This is a genomic window from Roseospira marina (assembly GCF_014197855.1).
Taxonomy (GTDB): domain Bacteria; phylum Pseudomonadota; class Alphaproteobacteria; order Rhodospirillales; family Rhodospirillaceae; genus Rhodospira; species Rhodospira marina.
The window spans coordinates 71,582-89,140 of sequence record NZ_JACIGJ010000012.1 but is presented as its reverse complement, the minus strand read 5'-3'; the positions used below and the strand labels follow the sequence as shown (position 1 = coordinate 89,140).

The window sequence follows — 17,559 nt, the reverse complement described above, 5'->3', positions numbered from 1 at the left end:
AAGATGCGGGCGATGATTGGCGGTGTCTTGATGGGGCTGGCGGTCCTGGTGGGCGGCGTACCCCAGGCGGTCCCCCAGGCGATGGCTCAGGAAGGCTACTCCCTCGGTCCCGGGGACGTCATTCGGGTGACCGTGTTCGGCGAGCCCGACCTGTCGGGCGACTTCGAGGTCGGCTCCAACGGTGGTGTGTCGCTGCCCCTGATCGGCGAGGCGATGCTGGGGGGCCTGACCGTGCCGGCCGCCGAAACCTTCATCGAGAACAAGCTGTCGGCTGGGTACATCCAGAACCCCGATGTCGCCATTGATGTTCTGAACTACCGCCCGTTCTTCATCCTGGGCGAGGTCAATGACCAGGGAATCTTCCCCTACGTCGCGGATCTGACCGTGATGAAGGCCGTGGCGGTTGCGGGTGGCTTTACCTACCGCGCCGACCAGGACGACATTACGGTCAAGTACGGCGGTCAGGGCGAGGGCGTCGACGCCGAACTCGATACGCCGGTCAACCCGGGCGACATCATCATTATCGGCGAGCGGTTCTTCTAACCCCCCTCCCGATCCGTCTCAGAGCCGGCCATTCGCCGCGTACCGGACCGTGCGGGTTTATCGTCCGCCCCACGGTCCACGGCCGGTTCGACCTCCTCAGGATCGCCGGTTTTGGCCGCGTTGGCTGGCCGCGTCGTTGTCAGGGCGCCCTGTTGACAGCCGGCACGGCCTGGGGCATGCCAGAGCCATGACTCCCATCACGCATATCCATCTCGCCGTTCTGCCGCCGCCGGCGCTGGGCTGATCGCCCAGCCGCCGGCCGCGCGTTCGTGGCGCCATCGCTCGGTCCGCTCTCGCATGGGTGGACCGACGGCGTGTCGTGCGCGGTCGGCCTTTCGCCAGACCTGCCCCGACCGAGAAAGGATGCGACCCATGATGGGCCATCGCTCCCCCACGCACACCGACGCCCATGGCACCTCCGATGCGGACACGGCCTCCGCTCCGGCCCCCTCCCCGTCCACACCGGACCCCACACCGGATACCACACCGGGCGCTACGCCGACGCCGGCACTCACCGGGCTGCTTCTGGTGGCGCTGGCCGCCCTGCTGTGGAGCACGGCGGGCATCGCCTCTCGCGTTCTGTTTGATCTGTCCGACATCGACCCCCTGACGGTGGGCGCCTGGCGCCTCGTCCTGGCCGCACCGCTGGTCGGCCTGCTGGCGCTGCGCCGGCCCGGCGCACCGCTGGACCGGCGCGACCTCGGCGCCTTGTTGGTCCTGGGCCTGACGCAGGCGGGCTACCAGGGTCTCTACTTCGGCGCCGTCGCGCGCGTGGGGGTCGCCCTGGCGACGCTGCTGGCGCTGTGCGCGGCGCCGGTTCTGGTGGCGCTGCTGGCGCGGCTGGTGCTGGGCGAGCGCCTGGGGCCGCGTACCCTGGCGGCGGTCGTTCTGGCGGTGGCCGGGGCCGTGCTTCTGGTCGGGTTCCCGGGGCCGCTGGAGGCCGACGGCGCGACGGTGGTGCTGGGGCTGGCGATGGCCGGTGGCTCCGCGTTGAGCTACGCCGTGTTCACCCTGGCAAGCCGGCGGCTGGCGCCCCGCCACCATCCGTTCCGGCTGGTCGCCCTGGGTTTCGGCGCCGGCGCGGTGGTGCTGGCGGCCGTGACGGTCGCGGTCAACGGCGGGCTGGCGCTGCCGACCAGCGCGCCCGCCTGGGGGTTGGTTCTCTACATGGGCGTGGTGCCCACCGCACTGGCCTACGTGGTGTTCCTGTGGGGCATGAGGCGCGCCAGCGCCACCGGCTCGGCGGTGGTGGTCCTGCTGGAGCCGCTGAGCGCCACCCTGCTGGCCTGGATGCTGTTCGGCGAACGCCTGGGGCCGTTGGGTGCCGCGGGGGGCGCCCTGCTGCTGTCGGCGGTTCTGGTCCTGGCGTTGCGGCGCCGGCGGTAGCGGCCACGGTCCGGGGGCGTCAGAACCAGTCGTCCGCCATCGCCATCAGGCTGTCGGACCCGGCCGTCACCGCCAACCGATGCGCGCCCGTCGCGGGCATCAGAGCGTCGGCGTAGAAATGGGCCGTGGCCAGTTTGGCCTGGAGGACCGCCGGATTGCCGTCGCCGGCATCCAGTCGGCGGCGGACTTCCAGCGCGGCGCGCATCATCTGCCAGCCCCCGGTCGCGACGCCGAACAGCAGGGTGTAGGGCGTGGCGGCCGCCTGCGCCTCGACGGGCCCGTCGTGGGCCAGCAGCCAGTCGGTCGCCGCCTCCAGATCGTCGAGGGCCGTGCCGTAGTGGGGCGCCATGGCGGCGAGCCCCACCGGCGCGTCCACCAGCGCGGCGTGGGTGGCGCGCATGTCCTCGAGTAGCTCGCGCACCGCCGCGCCCTGGTCGCGCAGCACCTTGCGGCCGACGAGGTCCATCGCCTGAATGCCGTTGGTGCCTTCGTAGATCCGGGCGATTCGGGCGTCGCGCATATGCTGCGCGGCGCCGGTCTCCTCGATGTAGCCGGTGCCGCCGTGAATCTGGATGCCCAGATCGGCGACCTCGAACCCGATCTCGGAGCCCCAGGCCTTGACCACGGGCACCAGCAGGTCCTGACGGCGCCGGGCCTTGGCCTGCTGTGCCGGGTCCGGGTCGGCTTTGGCGACGTCCATCTGGGCGGCGGCGTAGTAGGTGAGGGCGCGCGCGGCCTCCGTTTTGGCGCGCATGGTCATCAGCATGCGGCGGATGTCGGGATGGCGGACGATGGCGACCCGCCCTGCCTTCGGGTTCGCGACGTCCACGCCCTGGATTCGGTCCCGGGCGAACGCGGCGGCCTGCTGATAGGCCCGCTCGGCGATGCCGACGCCCTGGAGGCCGACGTTCAGGCGCGCGTTGTTCATCATGGTGAACATGCAGGCGAGACCCTGATGCGGGGCGCCGACCAGGGTGCCGATCGCGCCGCCCTCGTCCCCGTAGGCCATCAGGCAGGTCGGGCTGCCGTGGATGCCCAGCTTGTGCTCCAGCGAGACGGCCTTGACGTCGTTGCGCGCGCCCAGCGTCCCGTCCGGCTCCACCAGGAGCTTGGGCACCAGGAACAGGGAAATCCCCTTCACGCCGGGCGGGGCGTCGGGCAGGCGGGCCAGCACCATATGGCAGATGTTCGCCGCCATCTCGTGGTCGCCGTGGGTGATGAAGACCTTTTGGCCGGTAATGCGATAGAGCCCTTCGCCCAGATCGGGCGCCGGTTCCGCCTTGCAGTGCAGCGCGGCCAGATCGGACCCGGCCTGCGATTCGGTCAGGTTCATGGTGCCGGCCCATTCGCCGCTGATCAGCTTCGGCAGGTACAGCGCCTTCTGCTCGTCCGTGCCATGGACGCTCAGGGCCTCGATGGTGCCGGTGGTCAGCAGCGGACACAGCGCCCAGGCCATGTTGGCGGCCTGCCAGATCTCGGTGACCGCGACCCCCACGACGCCGGGCAGTCCCTGGCCGCCGTAGTCGGGATCGAACGGCAGGCTGGTCCAGCCGGCCTCGACGAACTGGGCGTAGGCCTCGACCGCGCCCTCGGGCACCCGGACCGTCCCGTCCGGGTCGAGGCGGCAGCCTTCGTGGTCGCCGGGCGCGTTGAGCGGCGCCAGGACGCCCGCGCCGAACTTGCCGGCCTCCTCCAGCACGGCCGCGATCAGATCGGGCGTGGCGTCCGCGAACCGGGGCAGGGCGGCAAGGTCGGGCAGGCCCGCGAGATCGAGCGCCAACCGCATGTCGTCGAGGGGGGCGGCGTAAGGGGTCATGAGACGGATCCTCCGAGTCCAACCGGCGTGCGGTGCGGCGTCGCAGGGGCGTGGTGTGCCGCAGGCCGACCGTCGCTCTCTGTCTCCGTCTAGAGTACCCGTACCCGTGCAGGCCAGCACGTGTATTCGGTGCATATCGGCATCCTCTGGGGGCGAAGCCGGGCGGGGTCGGAGAGGTGGGGATGCGACTCGCGGTGCAACGTGTGCACACGACTTTCAATTCGAAGTTCAACATGCAATACGCGGGTCAATTTGACAAAGTGCGTGTCAAATTGAAGGGGCCCGTGCCGCACCCCATGTCGCCCCGGGCCGCCGCCGCACACCCGGCGCCTCGCGCGGACGGGGCGCCCTCTGGCCGGTGTCACGACGGCCAGACGGGGGCACACGCACGGAACCCCCCGCAATCCGGCGCGGATCGCAAGGGGGATTGGGCGTCCAGAGCAGGGGAAGGGGGCGTCGTCCGGCGGTTTTCAGGGGCGCGCGATGCGCGCTCGGAAAACGGCGGGAAAGGGCCGGAAAAAAGGAAGAACGGGGAACGGTGGGGTCAAGAGAGGGAGCAAGAAAACCCACACCGTTCCCCGTTCCAGTGTCCTTCCACACAAACCGGGACGATATCCTGGTGGTGGTGCGGACGAGTGGGGTCCTCTGCGACGGCGGACACGGGAAAGTCGCATTGGGTACCCCCAAACAGGGTTGCGGGAGGGGACGCAATCCCTGTCGTGATAATCTTCTGCATATGGCGTGCCAGTTCCGGGTGTGGTGGGGCTTGGACCCATCACGCCATTGCGATACGTTGGATACGGTGTAACACGGAGGCATCGCTGTGATCCTGGTCGGCCGGAATCTGTCCCCCTTTACCCGCCGCGTCCTGATTTCAATGCGGATCCTCGACGTGCCGTTCGAACGGCGCGAGTTGGCGACGGCGACCCAGGTCGAGGCCATCCGCGCGTTCAACCCGCTGGCCCGCGTGCCGGCGTTGGAACTCGACGACGGGATGGTCCTGATCGACAGCGGCGCGATCCTTGACTACCTCGACGAACAGGCCGGTCCCGACCGTGCGCTGACACCGTCTTCCGGGGTCGAACGGCGGCGGGTGCTGCGGCATTGCGCCCTGATCACGGGCGCGTGGGACAAGGCGGTGGCCGCGTTTTATGAACGCTCGCGCCGACCGGCCGAAATGGTGTACATGCCAGCGGTCGAGGCCAGCGAACGCCAAGTGGCCGACGGTCTCGCCGCCGCCGAGGCGGAGCGCCCGGCCGAGGGCGGTTGGCTGCTCGGCGGGGAGCGGCCGACCCAGGCGGACATCACCGCCGCGGTGGCGCTGCCGTTCCTGCGGGTCGTGCTGCCCCACCTCGTCCCGGCGGGCCGGTATCCGCGCCTTGAGGCTCTTCTCGATGGGCCGGCAGCGCACGTGCCCGGGTTCGCCGAATCCGATCCGACGCCCTGACCGGGGGCGCCGGCCCCTCTCTCTCGCGCAGGCGTGTCCCCCATGGTCCCTTCGTCCTCCGAGTCTCCGTCGGCGCCCGGCGGCGACCGCATCGCCAAGGTCCTGGCCCGCGCCGGCGTGTGCTCCCGCCGCGAGGCCGAGCGGATGATCGCCGCCGGCCGCGTGGCTATCGACGGTACCCTTCTCGAGACGCCCGCCCGCACCGTCCAGCCGGGTGAGCGCGTGACCGTGGACGGCCAGCCGATTCCGGAGGCCGAGGAAACGCGCGTGTGGCGCTACCACAAGCCGCCCGGTCTGGTGACCACCAACCGCGATCCGCAGGGCCGCCCCACGGTGTTCGAGAACCTGCCGGCGGAGCTGCCGCGCGTCATGACGGTCGGTCGGCTGGACCTGAACAGCGAGGGGCTGCTGCTGCTGACCAACGACGGCGCGCTCGCGCGTCACCTGGAGCACCCGGACACCGCCTGGATCCGGCGCTACCGGGTGCGGGTGCATGGCCAGATCGACCCGGACCGCCTCGGCCCTCTGGAGCGGGGCGTCGACGTCAACGGTGTGCGCTACGGGCCCATCAAGGCCGCGCTGGAGCGCCAGCAGGGCGCGAACGCCTGGCTGACCGTGGCCCTGCGCGAAGGGCGCAACCGCGAGATCCGCCATGTGATGGAGTTCCTTGGGTGGCCCGTGACGCGCCTGATCCGCGTCGGCTACGGACCGTTCATCCTGGGGCCGCTGCCCCGCCAGGGCGTCGAGGAGGTGGCGCGCCGCCACCTTCGCGACACGCTGGGGGCGACCTGGAAAACGGCGGGCCCCAAGCGGCCCCGGCATCGCGCCCGCCGCGACACCTCGGGAGATCCGGAATGAACCTGATCGCGTTGACACCGCAGATGACCCAGGCCCTTGCCCACGGCAACGAGACCGTTCTGCCCGCGGGTGTGGAGACCGGCCCGGTGCGGGAGCTGCTGCACGCCGCAGCGGCCGCTCAGGGCAAGATGTATGCGGTGACCGGCGCGACGGACCCCTGGCTCGGCCATCTCGCGGTGGCGGACCAGGACGGGGCGGACCAGGACGGGGCGGCCCAGGTGGTCGGGGTGTGCGGCTTCAAGGCGCCGTGCCGCGACGGGGCGGTCGAGATCACCTATTTCACCTTTCCACCCTTCGAGGGTCAGGGCCACGCCGCCGCCATGGCCGGGGCACTGCTGGACATCGCGCGCGCTCATCCCGACGTCGATACGGTCACGGCGCACACGCTGCCCCGCGCGGGCGCCTCAACCCGGGTGTTGGAGCGTCTGGGCTTCCAGCGCGGCGACGCGGTCGAGGACCCGGCGGATGGCCGGGTCTGGCGCTGGTCACGGCCGGCCCGGCCCTGACACCATCGGGACCGTGCGGGAGGAATGCCATGCTGCGCCAATCCAGCCGTGTGCTGACCGTCCAGACCAAGGGCACCGGGTTTACCGAGATCACCCGTCTGGTTCAGGGCTTCGTCGCCGACAGCGGCCTGGAGGAGGGCCTGCTGACCCTTCTGCTCCAGCACACGTCGGCGGGCCTGACGATCACCGAAAACGCCGATTCCGCCGTACTGGCCGATCTGACCGACCGGCTGGCGGTGCTGGCGCCGCGCGACCCGTCCCTGTACCGCCATGGCGTCGAGGGGCCGGACGATATGCCGGCCCACATCCGCGCGATGCTGACCAACGTGCAGCTCTCCATTCCCGTGCAGGAGGGGCGACCGGCCCTGGGGACGTGGCAAGGCATCTTCGTGGTGGAGCATCGCGCCCGGGGTCACCACCGCAGCGTGGTCGCGCACCTGATCGGACGGTGACGGATCAGAAGTTGACGGAGCGGGTGAGGCATGCCTCCCTTGCAGGATGCATCCACCCCCCTCAAGTTCCCCCTTCCCCCGCCACTGAACCCGAGCCATGACCGCCTCACTCGCCCCCGCCGCGCGGCCCGGTCCGCGCACGATTCCGCTGCTGTTTCTCGTCGCCGCGCTCGCCGTGCTGGGCGGCGCCCTGTTCATTGAGCATGGCCTGGGCATAAAGCCCTGCATTTTGTGCCTTTACCAGCGCATCGCACCGGCCGTGGCGGCAGGACTTGCGGCGCTGGCCCTGATCCCGCGGGTGCCGCCGATGGGCGCCCGCGTGCTGGTTGCGCTGATCGGCGTGGCCTTCGCCGCGAACATGGTGCTGGCCGGCTACCACGTCGGGGTGGAGCAGCATTGGTGGGCCGGCACCGACCAGTGCGGCGGCCCGGCCGCCGCGCCGCCGAACCTGTCCACCGACCTGTCGGATCTGCGCGCGTCCCTGGACGCGCCGGAGATCGTGCCCTGCGATGCGGTGGCCTGGTCGCTCTTCGGGGTCTCGCTGGCGGGCTACAACGTGCTTATGTCCCTGGGGCTGGCGGTGCTCGCCCTGTGGACCGTCCGCCAACCGGCTTGCTGGAGAGTGCGATGACGACGACCGAAGACCCCGCATCCCGATCCGAAACCCGATCCGACACCCTGGCCGAGAGCGTGGCCGGCGCCGCCGGCCCGACCCACCTGCCCGGCGACCGCAGCCGGCGCGCCATGCTCGAACGCCTGATCCGCGTCGATCAGGCCGGCGAATACGGCGCCGTGCGCATCTACGAGGGCCAGATGGCCGTGCTCGGCCGGCGCACCGCGAACGCCGCCGTGCTGAAGCACATGCGCGATCAGGAGTTGGTCCATCTGGAGACCTTCAACGGGCTGATCCGCAAGCGCCGGGTCCGGCCGACCGCCATGACCCCGGTGTGGCACGTGATGGGGTTCGCCCTGGGCGCCGGCACCGCGCTGATGGGCGAAAAGGCGGCCATGGCCTGCACCGTCGCGGTCGAGGAGGCCATCGACGGGCATTACAAGGGGCAGGCCGACCAGCTCGGCGATGACGAATCGGACCTGCGCGACACCATCGAACGGTTCCGCGCCGAAGAGCTGGAACACCGCGACATCGGCCTGCGCAACGGCGCCGAGGAGGCCCCGGCCTTTCCCCTGCTGTCGCGCGCCATCAAGGGCGGCTCTCGCCTCGCCATCTGGGTGTCCGAACGCCTTTAGCGAGCACCGTCAGCGGTTGCGCGTGCCCTCCGCCGTCCCCACCTTGGGGACGGTGACCGGTGAGGTTTGCCGCGTCGCCGTAGGCATTCGCGACCGAAACGGAAGGCACCCATGGCCAAACAGAACACCACCTCCCACGGGTCTGACCGCGCGTCCGGCTCCGGCGCGGCGGACGATGTTTCCTTGCGTCTGGTGGACGCGGGCCTCGGCCTCGCGGCGGAGAGCGGCTGGCGTCGTCTGACCATGGCCGCTATTGCCGAGCGCGCGGGCGTCCCGCTGCATGAGGCCTTGCGGGTGCATGGATCCCGCAACGAGGTGCTGCGCGCCATGGGGCACGCCGTGGACGCGGCGATGCTGGAGGAGGCGCTGACGTTCACCGATCAGGACGGTCCGCGCGACCGCCTGTTCGACATGCTGATGCGGCGCTACGACGCCCTCTCGCGCTGGCGGCCCGGTCTGGCCGCGATCATCCGCGACCTACCGACGGACCCGGTGACGTTCCTGGTGTCCATGCAGGGCGTCTACCACTCCATGGGGCTGGCGCTGGAAGCGGCCAGCCTGCCGGCGGACGGGTTCGGCGGTCTGGCCACGCGCAAGGGGCTCGCGGCCGTCTACCTGGCCACCATGCGGGTCTGGGTCGACGACGACAGCGAGGATCTGGCGCCCACGATGGCCGCCCTCGACAAGAACCTGGACCGCGCGCAGAGCGTCATGAAAACGCTGTGCAAGGCGATGCCCTGCCGGCCGGGCCGGCGGCGCAAGACAGGCGGAACCGACCATAAGGCCGGACCGGAGGACACGGCCGGATCGGACACCATGGCCACGACCAGCCCGGCGGACGCGGATTCGAACGGCGCCGCCCCGGCCTGACGGACCGGGCGTTCAGACCGGGTGTCCTTGCCGCGCGGATCCCGCTCCGTGGGGGGGCTTGGTCCGCACGGTGCGTTGCAGCATTTTGATTTTTGTGCGGTGCACAAAAATGTCGTTGACACGATGCCGCCCCGTTCCTATCGTGAAGGCGGAATGAGTTGCCTGGCGCTCGAATGACATGTATGGCGTCGGCACCGGATGCTCCATCCCTCCACCCTCGCTTTGCTCTCACATTGGAGAGGATCCATGGCCAAGCAGCCCGAGTTTTTCGATTTCGACTTCACCAAGTACCTGCATGACATGAAGATTCCCGGCGTGGATCTGGACGCCATCGTCGAAAGCCAGAAAAAGAACATGGAGGCCCTGACCAACGCCAACCGTCTTGCCTTCGAAGGCATGCAGGCGGTGATGCAACGTCAGGCCGAACTGCTGCGCCAGAGCATCGAAGAGTATGCGAAGACGGCCCAGTCGATGGGCGACATGAAGGACCCGCAGGACGCCATCGCCCGCCAGACGGACATGGCCAAGCAGGCCTTCGAGCGCATGATCTCCAACATGCGGGAAATGTCCGAGCTGCTCGCGAAGTCCAATAACGAGGTCTTCGAGCTGCTCAACAAGCGGTTCAGCGAAACGCTTGAGGAAATGAAGGGCATGATGGACAAGGCCGAGGCGCCGAAGCCCGCGCCGAAGAAGGCCGCCACCGGCGCATCCAGCGCGTCGTAAGCCCCAGCCGGGGTAAGCCCCCGGGGTAAGCCCCTGGGTAAGCGCCGGGCCGCACGTCCTGGCTGACGTCGTCCGTTGCGCTGCACGCCAATGTGCGGCGGCAACCGGACCGGGGCTGACCCTTTCGGCGAATATCATTCAGGCCGCCGTGCCCCCACCGGGCGCGGCGGTCTTTTTCGTGGGCGCCCCGAGAGCCGCCCAAAAATCCAGCCCGCCAAAAATCGGCTTGATAAACATATAAAGATATCTTTATATTCTGCGGCAGCCGGATCGCCCTCCGACCCGTTTCGGGCGGGGTGGGCGGCCGCACTTCCTCCCGCCGACCGGAGAGACCTCCCGATGACGTTCACCGATTACAAGGTCAAGGACCTGAGCCTCGCCGATTGGGGCCGCAAGGAAATCAACATCGCCGAGACCGAAATGCCGGGCCTGATGGCCACGCGCGAGGAATACGGCGCGTCGCAGCCGCTGAAGGGCGCCCGCATCGCCGGCTGCCTGCACATGACCATCCAGACGGCGGTGCTGATCGAGACTCTGATCGCGCTGGGCGCCGAGGTCCGCTGGTCCTCTTGCAATATCTTCTCCACCCAGGATCAGGCCGCCGCCGCGATCGCCGCCGCCGGCATTCCCGTGTTCGCCTGGAAGGGCATGAACGACGAGGAATTCTGGTGGGCCATCGAGCAGACCATCTTCGGCCCGGACGACTGGCGCCCGAACATGATCCTGGATGACGGCGGCGACTTGACCCAGGTCATGCATGAGAAGTACCCCGAGCTGCTGAAGGACGTGCGTGGCCTGTCTGAGGAAACCACGACCGGCGTTCACCGCCTCTATGAGATGGCGAAGAAAGGCACCCTGCAGTGCCCCGCCATCAATGTGAACGACAGCGTCACCAAGTCGAAGTTCGACAACAAGTACGGCTGCCGTGAAAGCCTGGTGGACGGTGTCCGCCGCGCCACCGACGTCATGATGGCGGGCAAGATCGCGGTCGTGGCCGGTTTCGGCGACGTCGGCAAGGGCTCCGCCGAGTCCCTGCGCAGCGCCGGCTGCCGCGTGCTGGTGACCGAGGCCGATCCCATCTGCGCCCTGCAGGCCGCGATGGAAGGCTACGAGGTCTCCACCATGGACAAGGCCGCCCCGCGCGGTGACATCTTCGTCACCTGCACCGGCAACCTCGACGTCATCACGCTGGACCACATGCGGGCCATGAAGGACCGCGCCATCGTGTGCAACATCGGGCACTTCGACAGCGAGATCCAGATCAGCGCCCTGCGCAACTACAAGTGGGATAACATCAAGCCGCAGGTCGACGAGGTCGAGTTTCCGGACGGCAAGCGCATCATCGTGCTGGCCGAGGGCCGACTGGTGAACCTGGGCTGCGCCACCGGTCACCCCAGCTTCGTCATGAGCGCCTCGTTCACCAACCAGGTGCTTGCCCAGATCGAGCTGTGGAACCACGCCGACAAGTACGAGCGTCAGGTCTACGTGCTGCCCAAGCACCTCGACGAAAAGGTGGCCTCGCTGCACCTGGGCAAGCTGGGCGTCGAGTTGGAAACCTTGTCGGAAGAACAGGCCGCGTACATCGGCGTGACCCCACAGGGTCCGTTCAAGCCCGACACCTACCGCTACTAATCCTATCGGCCGTGCGGCGCCGGGGGTTGGGCTCCGGCGTCCGCGCGGGCCGTTGCGCACAGACGGCGCCGGTTCGGGTCACGAAACCATGCCAGAACGGCGCCGGATTTGGTATGACGGGTCCACACCGCCGGATGCCCCGCGCGCCCGGCGGTGTCCGGCGTTGTGCCGTCCCCCTTCGGGTGGCAGACCCAAGCCGGTAACCCTGGGCCGCTTCGGTGTGCGGCCCGTGCAGTGACGGACACGTCCCATGAAGTTCCTCGATCAGGTCAAGATCTTCGTCAAAAGCGGTGACGGCGGCCCCGGCTGCGTCTCGTTCCGGCGCGAGAAGTACATTGAGTTCGGCGGCCCCGACGGCGGCGACGGCGGCCGGGGCGGTGACATCGTCCTGGAGGCGGTGGCGAACCTGAACACCCTGATCGACTTCCGCTATCAGCAGCATTTCAAGGCACCGCGCGGCCAGCACGGCATGGGGGCCAACCGCACCGGCAAGGGTGGCGAATCGGTGACCATCAAGGTCCCGGTCGGCACCCAGGTCCTGGCCGACGACCAGGAGACCCTGCTGGCCGACATGACCGAGCCGGGCCAGACCCTGGTTCTGTGCCGCGGTGGCGATGGCGGCCCGGGCAACACGCGCTTCAAGTCCTCCACCAATCAGGCGCCGCGCAAGTTCGGCACCGGCTGGCCGGGCGAGGAACGCTGGGTCTGGATGCGGCTGAAGCTGATCGCCGACGTGGGCCTTGTCGGGCTGCCGAACGCCGGCAAGTCCACCTTCCTGGCCTCGGTCACGCGGGCGCGGCCGCGCATCGCGGACTACCCGTTCACGACCCTGCACCCGAACCTGGGCGTCGCCGCCCTGGACGAGCAGGAGATCATCCTGGCCGACATTCCGGGTCTGATCGAGGGTGCGCACGAGGGCGCTGGCCTGGGCACGCGCTTCCTCGGCCATGTGGAGCGCTGCGCCGTGCTGTTGCATCTGGTGGACGGCGCCCAGTCCGCGGCCTTCGAGGACCCGGGCGTGGATGTCGCGGAAGCCTACCGCGTTGTCCGGGCGGAACTGGAGGAGTACGGCGCCGGCCTCGTCGACAAGCCGGAGCTGGTGGCGCTGACCAAGGCGGACGCGCTGTCCGAGGAGCTGATTGCGGAACGCAAGGCCGCGCTCGAGGCGGCCTGCGGGCAGCCGGTGGCGGTGCTGTCGAGTGCGTCCGGCCAGGGTGTGACGGAGGCGCTGCGCCAGATCTGGCCGGCGGTTCAGGCGCACCGGGCGGCCCTGCGCGCGGCCGAGACGCCGGCCGATCCGGATGCGGATGTGGACCCGCCGGATTCGGCCGAGCCGGCCCCGGGCTGGACGCCCTGATTTCCGCCGCGCGTTTGACCCGCGCGGCTCCCCGTTCTTTCGACCCTCCGATGGACACCATGCGTTCGCATCCCCCCCAGGACTCCGCCGAGGCCGCCGTGCAACCCCTGGCCGGCGTGGACGCCACCGGGCGTCTGCGGGCGGCGCGGCGGATCGTCGTCAAGATCGGCTCCGCCTTGCTGGTGGATGACCGCACCGGCAAGACCCACCGGACGTGGCTGGACGCCCTGACCGACGAGGTCGCGCTGCTGCGCCGGCGCGGGCAGGAGGTGATCCTGGTGTCCTCCGGCGCGGTCGCCGTCGGCCGGCGCATCCTCGGCCTGACCGACCCGCACCATATTCTCCGCCTGGAGGAGAAGCAGGCCGCCGCCGCCACCGGCCAGATTCGGCTGGCGCACGCCTGGCAGGAGGCGCTGGCCCATCACGACATCACGGTGGCCCAGGTGCTGATGACCCTGGACGACAGCGAGAACCGGCGCCGTTATCTCAACGCCCGCAAGACCTTCGAGCAACTGCTGTCCCTGGGCGCGGTGCCGGTGGTCAACGAGAACGACACCGTGACCACGCAGGAGATCCGGTTCGGCGACAATGACCGCCTCGCCGCGCGGGTCGCGGCCATGGTCTCCGCCGATGCGTTGGTGCTGCTGTCCGACATCGACGGGCTGTACACCGCCAACCCGCGCGTCGACCCGACCGCCCGCCGCCTGGACGAGGTGCGCGCCATGACGCCGGAGATCGAGGCCATGGCCGGAGCGGCCGGCTCCTCGATGGGCACCGGCGGCATGGTCACGAAGCTGATCGCGGCGCGCATCGCCATGGATGCCGGCTGCGCCATGGCCATCGCCCCGGGCAAGGGGCTGGGGCCGCTGGGCGCGCTGGAGGCCGGAGGGCCCTGCACGTGGTTCGTCCCGGCGCAGGAGCCGCGCGCCGCCCGCAAGCGCTGGATCGCCGGCGCGCTGAAGCCCGAGGGTGCGCTGGTGCTGGATGCCGGCGCGGTGCGTGCCCTGATGGACGGCAAGAGCTTGTTGCCGGCGGGGGTGACGCGGGTGGATGGCCGGTTCCAAAAGGGCGCGGCCGTGCGCATCCTGGATCCGAAGGGCCGACGCCTGGGTGTGGGGCTCACCAACTACCCGGCCGACGAGGCCGCCAAGCTGGCGGGCCACCGGACCGGCGATATCGAGGACGTGCTGGGCTATCGGGGACCCGACGAGTTGGTGCACCGCGACGATCTGGCGCTGACCTGACGGCGGCGACCCGTTTGGACCGGGCCTCGGCGCTCCGATCAAGGGACATGCCACACATAAATGTGGTTTTCGCCCGCGACTTCCGCTTTGTTGTCCGGGTCAGCCATCATGTGTGGGACGGCCTGAGTCGACCCCTTCACGCGAAACGTCCGGGGCCGATTCACAATCCGCGCCGCACACGGAAAAAGCAGGACGCCGAACTATGACCGATACGATGACCGCCGACCGTCAGGTAAGGGCGCAAGTTCTTCTTTCAAGGAAGAAGAGCATGGGTATGGCCCTCCTTCTCGCATTACTCTTCGGTCCGCTGGGGATGTTTTACGCCACGATACTTGGCGCCATTGTCATGATCGTTCTTAACATGATAACCCTGCCGCTGACCGCTGGGCTCGCCGGGCTGGTCACCTGGCCGATCGGCCTGATTTGGACCGGTGTGGCGGTCAAGCTTCGGAATGATGCCCTCGAACGGCAGGCCCTGGCTGCATAGGCTTCGGCGCCGAAGCCCCCGGTGGACGACGGCGCGGCCCTACCCCTTGGGGCGGTCGCCCGCCGCCACGTCCGCCCGCTCCCCCACGATCCGAGCCGGGGCCCCGACCGCGATGGCGCGCGCCGGCAGGTCTTTGGTCACGATGGCGCCCGCGCCCACGATGGCGTGGTCGCCGATGGTGACGCCCGGCATCACCATGACTCGGGTCGCCAGCCAGACGTCGCGGCCCAGGGTGACGTTCCCTTCCTGCATGGGCTGCTTGGTGACCGGGGTCCCGTCGTTGAAGCGGTAGTCGGCGGCGGTGATCATGACCTCGGGTCCGAACAGGCAGTCGTCGCCGATGCGGATGGTGCCGTGGCGCGGGCCGGCCCACAGGTAACAGCCGGCGCCGATGCGCACCCGGGCGCCCAGTTCGATGCGCTCGGCGTCGGAGAACACGGCGGTCGGGCTGATCGCGCAGTCCGGCCCCCGGCGCAGCCGCCGCATCGGCTGGACATGGGCGTAGTTGTAGTAGTTGACGATCTTGAGGGCGTGCAGATAGGCGCCCGGACTGAAGAGACCGCCGAGCAGGCGCAGCAACCGCCGGCCGCGCGACAGGGACCGCTTATGTGGCGCGGTCTCCTCGGTCCCGGGGGGGGGCGGTGTGTCGGTCATGGCGGGGGCTCCCTCCGGTTGGCGCTGGTCTCATCGTTTTTTTCGGGCGCGGTCTCACGAATACCCGTTTCGCCAGTCGGCCCGGCTGCGCCACACGGCGGCCCATTTGTCGCGCGCGGGGCCGAAGCGGCGCGGCAGCACGGTGCTCAGAACCGCACTGGCGGCATAGCGGTTGGCGACCCAGGCCCATTGCATGGCGCGGCCCCACGGCCGCCACACCGCCGACCAGTGCCGCCGGATCAGGGTGGCGCGGCCCTTGGCCAGCAGCGCGAGTTTCGCGCCCGAGGTCGAACTGCTGGCGCCGATGATGTGCATCAAGCCCGCGTCGGGGGTGATCCGGGGTCTATAGCCCAGGGCGCGCGCCCGAAGGCACAGGTCGGCGTCCTCGCCGTACATCCAGAACCGGGTGTCGAACCCGCCCAGCTCGTCCCACAGGCTCTTGCGGATCAGCAGGAAGCAGCCGACCACGATATCGACCTCGCGTTCCGTGTCGCGCGCCCAGTCGCCCATCCGCTCCGGATGAAACAGGGCGGAGCGGGGAAACAGCGCGGTGAGCCCGAAGGCGGAGCAGAACAGGCTCCACGGCGTCGACCGGCCCCAGCACGAGGCGATGTTCAGCGAGCCGTCCGGAAAGTACGTCCGCCCACCGTAGATCCCGCCCTTGGGATGCGCTTCGCCGAACGCCAGGATGGTGTCGAGGGCGCCGGGGTACAGCGCCGTGTCGGGGTTGAGCAGCAGCAGCCATGCGCCCCGGGCCTCCTGCGCGGCGATGTTGTTGCCCTTGGCGAAGCCGTGATTGTCCTCGGAGCGGATCAGCCGCACCTCCGGGAAGTGCTCCGCCACCGCGTCGGCCGAGCCGTCCGACGAGGCGTTGTCGAGTACGATTACCTCGTAGGGGCGGGAACACCCGACGTCCCGCACCGCCGCCAGCGCGTCCAGCAGCAGGGCGCGGGTGTTGTAGCTCACCACCAGGATGCTGAGGTCCGTCATGCCGCCGTATTACTCCTTTCGGGCCGGCTCCCCCCGGGTCCGGTGCGGTGTCGTCCGCGCGCGGTCTCGACCGCAGCAAGATAGGTGGCCCGGATGCCCGCCCGGCGCAGTGGATCGAGCCCGCCCGCGTCCTGAAGGGTCCGCAGCGCCGCCTTGATCGTATCCTGCCGTCGCACGCGGTCCACCAGCACGGCGGCCAGGCCGTCCGTGTCGCCGGGAGGGACGCCCACAACGGCCTCGGTGTCCGGGAAGTAGCCGGCAATACCGTTGGTGTTCGCGTGCACCACCGGGGCGCCGGACAGCAGCGCCTCGGTGTAGACCATGCCGAAGCTTTCGCGGAACGGCACCAGGACAAAGGCACAGGCCGCATTCATTTCCGCCTGGATGCGCTCGCGCGGCACCGGGCCGACAAGGCGGCAGCGGTCCGGTGCGTGCGTCCGGATCGCCGCCTGCACCGCGGCGCAGCCGGCCGGATCGCCGCCCCCCAGGATCTCGAGCCGCAGGTCGGGCACTGTGCGGGCGGCCACCGCGACCGCCTGTATCAGGCCGAGTACGTTTTTGCGCGCGTGCTCCCGCAGGTGAAAGCAGGTCTTGACCACGGGGTCCGCGGGACGTGGGGCCACCACGGTGTCCTGTTCGTTGGGGCAGGGCAGCACGACCGTCGGCCCGGCGCGCGGGCCCAGCAGCTCGGTCAGCAGAGTCGTGGTCCAGGGCGCGAACGGCAGCATCACGGCGGCCTCGCGCCAGATGGCGCGCCAGACCCGGCGCAGGTCCGGGCGGGCGCGCAGGATCTTCTCGTCCGAAATCCCCTGGGACGACACCATCAGCGGCACGCCCAGCGCCGTCGCGAGCCGGGCCCCGACCAGCCCGTCCGTGGACAGCTTGTGTGCGTGCACGAGATCAACCCGCAGCCCCCGTGCCCGTACGTCGTCGCGAATCCAGTCCGCGACGCGGTCCAGGTACGTTTTCAAGAACAGCCCGCGCGGCGGGCCCGGATAAGCCACGGCGCGCCAGTCCGGCCCGAACGGCAGCGCCGCCAGTGTGTGCCGGGGGCCGATGCGGTTGAGTGAATAGACGTGATGGTCGAGCGTGTCGTGCGTCAGGTCGATCAGGTTGGAAATCGCGCGCGTCTTGGCCGGCTGCAACGGATCGGGAAAATCCGCCGAGATATGCAGCACGCGGCACGCGCCGCCCCCCGTTCTGTCCTGACCGTCCGTCTGGCCTGCCATATCTGCGTCCCGACTGCCCGTCCCGCCGCGCCGGTCGATCCGCGGCCGGTCCGCAGTATGGGTGGCCGGGGCCGGGCAAGGCAAGCCGTGCCGGTGCGGTTCGCTGTGGTGTCCGGA

Annotated in this window: 18 protein-coding genes; 14 read left to right on the top strand and 4 right to left on the bottom strand. The window is 69.7% G+C overall.

The window, feature by feature from the left end:
* Nucleotides 1-3 precede the first annotated feature (3 nt).
* Nucleotides 4-543: a polysaccharide biosynthesis/export family protein gene (locus GGD82_RS14980; protein ID WP_150063228.1), complete on the top strand. Its 540-nt coding sequence runs from the start codon at nucleotides 4-6 to the stop codon at nucleotides 541-543.
* A 372-nt stretch (nucleotides 544-915) separates the two neighbouring features.
* Nucleotides 916-1,929, top strand: a complete 1,014-nt coding sequence (locus GGD82_RS14975; RefSeq protein ID WP_211364801.1) for a DMT family transporter — start codon at nucleotides 916-918, stop codon at nucleotides 1,927-1,929.
* Between the two features lie 19 nt (nucleotides 1,930-1,948).
* Here the strand turns inward: GGD82_RS14975 and GGD82_RS14970 are convergent, their stop codons facing one another.
* Complete coding sequence (locus tag GGD82_RS14970) at nucleotides 1,949-3,745, bottom strand: acyl-CoA dehydrogenase (protein ID WP_150063227.1); 1,797 nt, start codon at nucleotides 3,743-3,745, stop codon at nucleotides 1,949-1,951.
* Between the two features lie 823 nt (nucleotides 3,746-4,568).
* Here GGD82_RS14970 and GGD82_RS14965 point away from each other — a divergent pair.
* From GGD82_RS14965 to GGD82_RS14910, 12 genes are all read left to right on the top strand, one after another.
* A complete protein-coding gene (locus tag GGD82_RS14965; protein WP_150063226.1) occupies nucleotides 4,569-5,192 on the top strand; it encodes a glutathione S-transferase family protein in 624 nt (207 codons plus the stop codon).
* A 42-nt stretch (nucleotides 5,193-5,234) separates the two neighbouring features.
* Entirely contained in the window at nucleotides 5,235-6,050 is an 816-nt protein-coding gene (locus tag GGD82_RS14960) for a pseudouridine synthase (protein ID WP_150063225.1), read from the top strand.
* Nucleotides 6,047-6,556, top strand: a complete 510-nt coding sequence (locus GGD82_RS14955) for a GNAT family N-acetyltransferase (protein ID WP_150063224.1) — start codon at nucleotides 6,047-6,049, stop codon at nucleotides 6,554-6,556. Before GGD82_RS14960 ends, GGD82_RS14955 begins: the two co-directional genes overlap by 4 nt.
* A gap of 29 nt (nucleotides 6,557-6,585) precedes the next feature.
* Nucleotides 6,586-7,008 (top strand): secondary thiamine-phosphate synthase enzyme YjbQ, encoded by a 423-nt coding sequence (locus GGD82_RS14950; RefSeq protein ID WP_150063223.1) that lies wholly within the window; start codon nucleotides 6,586-6,588, stop codon nucleotides 7,006-7,008.
* A 97-nt stretch (nucleotides 7,009-7,105) separates the two neighbouring features.
* The gene (locus tag GGD82_RS14945; protein ID WP_150063222.1) at nucleotides 7,106-7,639 is read left to right on the top strand and encodes a disulfide bond formation protein B; all 534 of its coding nucleotides are present in this window, start codon (nucleotides 7,106-7,108) and stop codon (nucleotides 7,637-7,639) included.
* Nucleotides 7,640-7,752: 113 nt separating this feature from the next.
* Entirely contained in the window at nucleotides 7,753-8,256 is a 504-nt protein-coding gene (locus GGD82_RS14940; RefSeq protein ID WP_246163961.1) for a demethoxyubiquinone hydroxylase family protein, read from the top strand.
* Between the two features lie 111 nt (nucleotides 8,257-8,367).
* A complete protein-coding gene (locus GGD82_RS14935) occupies nucleotides 8,368-9,126 on the top strand; it encodes a TetR family transcriptional regulator (RefSeq protein ID WP_150063220.1) in 759 nt (252 codons plus the stop codon).
* Nucleotides 9,127-9,372: 246 nt separating this feature from the next.
* Entirely contained in the window at nucleotides 9,373-9,849 is a 477-nt protein-coding gene (locus GGD82_RS14930; protein WP_150063219.1) for a phasin family protein, read from the top strand.
* A 339-nt stretch (nucleotides 9,850-10,188) separates the two neighbouring features.
* The gene (gene ahcY / locus GGD82_RS14925; RefSeq protein WP_150063218.1) at nucleotides 10,189-11,481 is read left to right on the top strand and encodes an adenosylhomocysteinase; all 1,293 of its coding nucleotides are present in this window, start codon (nucleotides 10,189-10,191) and stop codon (nucleotides 11,479-11,481) included.
* A gap of 250 nt (nucleotides 11,482-11,731) precedes the next feature.
* The gene (gene obgE / locus GGD82_RS14920) at nucleotides 11,732-12,838 is read left to right on the top strand and encodes a GTPase ObgE (RefSeq protein WP_150063217.1); all 1,107 of its coding nucleotides are present in this window, start codon (nucleotides 11,732-11,734) and stop codon (nucleotides 12,836-12,838) included.
* 59 nt (nucleotides 12,839-12,897) lie between these two features.
* A complete protein-coding gene (proB, locus tag GGD82_RS14915; protein WP_150063216.1) occupies nucleotides 12,898-14,082 on the top strand; it encodes a glutamate 5-kinase in 1,185 nt (394 codons plus the stop codon).
* 202 nt (nucleotides 14,083-14,284) lie between these two features.
* The gene (locus GGD82_RS14910) at nucleotides 14,285-14,569 is read left to right on the top strand and encodes a hypothetical protein (RefSeq protein WP_150063215.1); all 285 of its coding nucleotides are present in this window, start codon (nucleotides 14,285-14,287) and stop codon (nucleotides 14,567-14,569) included.
* A gap of 39 nt (nucleotides 14,570-14,608) precedes the next feature.
* On the opposite strand, the gene GGD82_RS14905 is transcribed toward GGD82_RS14910, so the two are convergent.
* From GGD82_RS14905 to GGD82_RS14895, 3 genes are read right to left on the bottom strand one after another with little or no spacing between them, the layout of a single operon-like run.
* Nucleotides 14,609-15,223, bottom strand: a complete 615-nt coding sequence (locus GGD82_RS14905) for an acyltransferase (RefSeq protein ID WP_150063214.1) — start codon at nucleotides 15,221-15,223, stop codon at nucleotides 14,609-14,611.
* A gap of 54 nt (nucleotides 15,224-15,277) precedes the next feature.
* Nucleotides 15,278-16,213, bottom strand: coding sequence for a glycosyltransferase family 2 protein (locus tag GGD82_RS14900; RefSeq protein ID WP_150063213.1), 936 nt, complete (start codon nucleotides 16,211-16,213; stop codon nucleotides 15,278-15,280).
* Nucleotides 16,210-17,442 carry a glycosyltransferase gene (locus GGD82_RS14895; protein ID WP_150063212.1) on the bottom strand — a complete coding sequence of 411 codons (1,233 nt, stop codon included), beginning with the start codon at nucleotides 17,440-17,442 and terminating at the stop codon, nucleotides 16,210-16,212. The genes GGD82_RS14900 and GGD82_RS14895 overlap by 4 nt, the downstream gene beginning before the upstream one ends.
* Nucleotides 17,443-17,559 lie beyond the last annotated feature (117 nt).

Excerpts from the sequence above, each read along its gene's own strand:
- GGD82_RS14980 (WP_150063228.1), top strand. The coding sequence starts at position 4 with ATGCGGGCGATGATTGGCGGTGTCTTGATGGGGCTGGCGGTCCTGGTG.
- GGD82_RS14935 (WP_150063220.1), top strand. The coding sequence starts at position 8,368 with ATGGCCAAACAGAACACCACCTCCCACGGGTCTGACCGCGCGTCCGGC.
- GGD82_RS14950 (WP_150063223.1), top strand. The coding sequence starts at position 6,586 with ATGCTGCGCCAATCCAGCCGTGTGCTGACCGTCCAGACCAAGGGCACC.
- GGD82_RS14930 (WP_150063219.1), top strand. The coding sequence starts at position 9,373 with ATGGCCAAGCAGCCCGAGTTTTTCGATTTCGACTTCACCAAGTACCTG.
- GGD82_RS14905 (WP_150063214.1), bottom strand. The coding sequence starts at position 15,223 with ATGACCGACACACCGCCCCCCCCCGGGACCGAGGAGACCGCGCCACAT.
- GGD82_RS14955 (WP_150063224.1), top strand. The coding sequence starts at position 6,047 with ATGAACCTGATCGCGTTGACACCGCAGATGACCCAGGCCCTTGCCCAC.
- GGD82_RS14895 (WP_150063212.1), bottom strand. The coding sequence starts at position 17,442 with ATGGCAGGCCAGACGGACGGTCAGGACAGAACGGGGGGCGGCGCGTGC.
- GGD82_RS14900 (WP_150063213.1), bottom strand. The coding sequence starts at position 16,213 with ATGACGGACCTCAGCATCCTGGTGGTGAGCTACAACACCCGCGCCCTG.
- GGD82_RS14970 (WP_150063227.1), bottom strand. The coding sequence starts at position 3,745 with ATGACCCCTTACGCCGCCCCCCTCGACGACATGCGGTTGGCGCTCGAT.
- ahcY (WP_150063218.1), top strand. The coding sequence starts at position 10,189 with ATGACGTTCACCGATTACAAGGTCAAGGACCTGAGCCTCGCCGATTGG.
- GGD82_RS14975 (WP_211364801.1), top strand. The coding sequence starts at position 916 with ATGATGGGCCATCGCTCCCCCACGCACACCGACGCCCATGGCACCTCC.
- GGD82_RS14960 (WP_150063225.1), top strand. The coding sequence starts at position 5,235 with ATGGTCCCTTCGTCCTCCGAGTCTCCGTCGGCGCCCGGCGGCGACCGC.
- GGD82_RS14945 (WP_150063222.1), top strand. The coding sequence starts at position 7,106 with ATGACCGCCTCACTCGCCCCCGCCGCGCGGCCCGGTCCGCGCACGATT.
- proB (WP_150063216.1), top strand. The coding sequence starts at position 12,898 with ATGCGTTCGCATCCCCCCCAGGACTCCGCCGAGGCCGCCGTGCAACCC.
- GGD82_RS14940 (WP_246163961.1), top strand. The coding sequence starts at position 7,753 with ATGCTCGAACGCCTGATCCGCGTCGATCAGGCCGGCGAATACGGCGCC.
- GGD82_RS14910 (WP_150063215.1), top strand. The coding sequence starts at position 14,285 with ATGACCGATACGATGACCGCCGACCGTCAGGTAAGGGCGCAAGTTCTT.
- obgE (WP_150063217.1), top strand. The coding sequence starts at position 11,732 with ATGAAGTTCCTCGATCAGGTCAAGATCTTCGTCAAAAGCGGTGACGGC.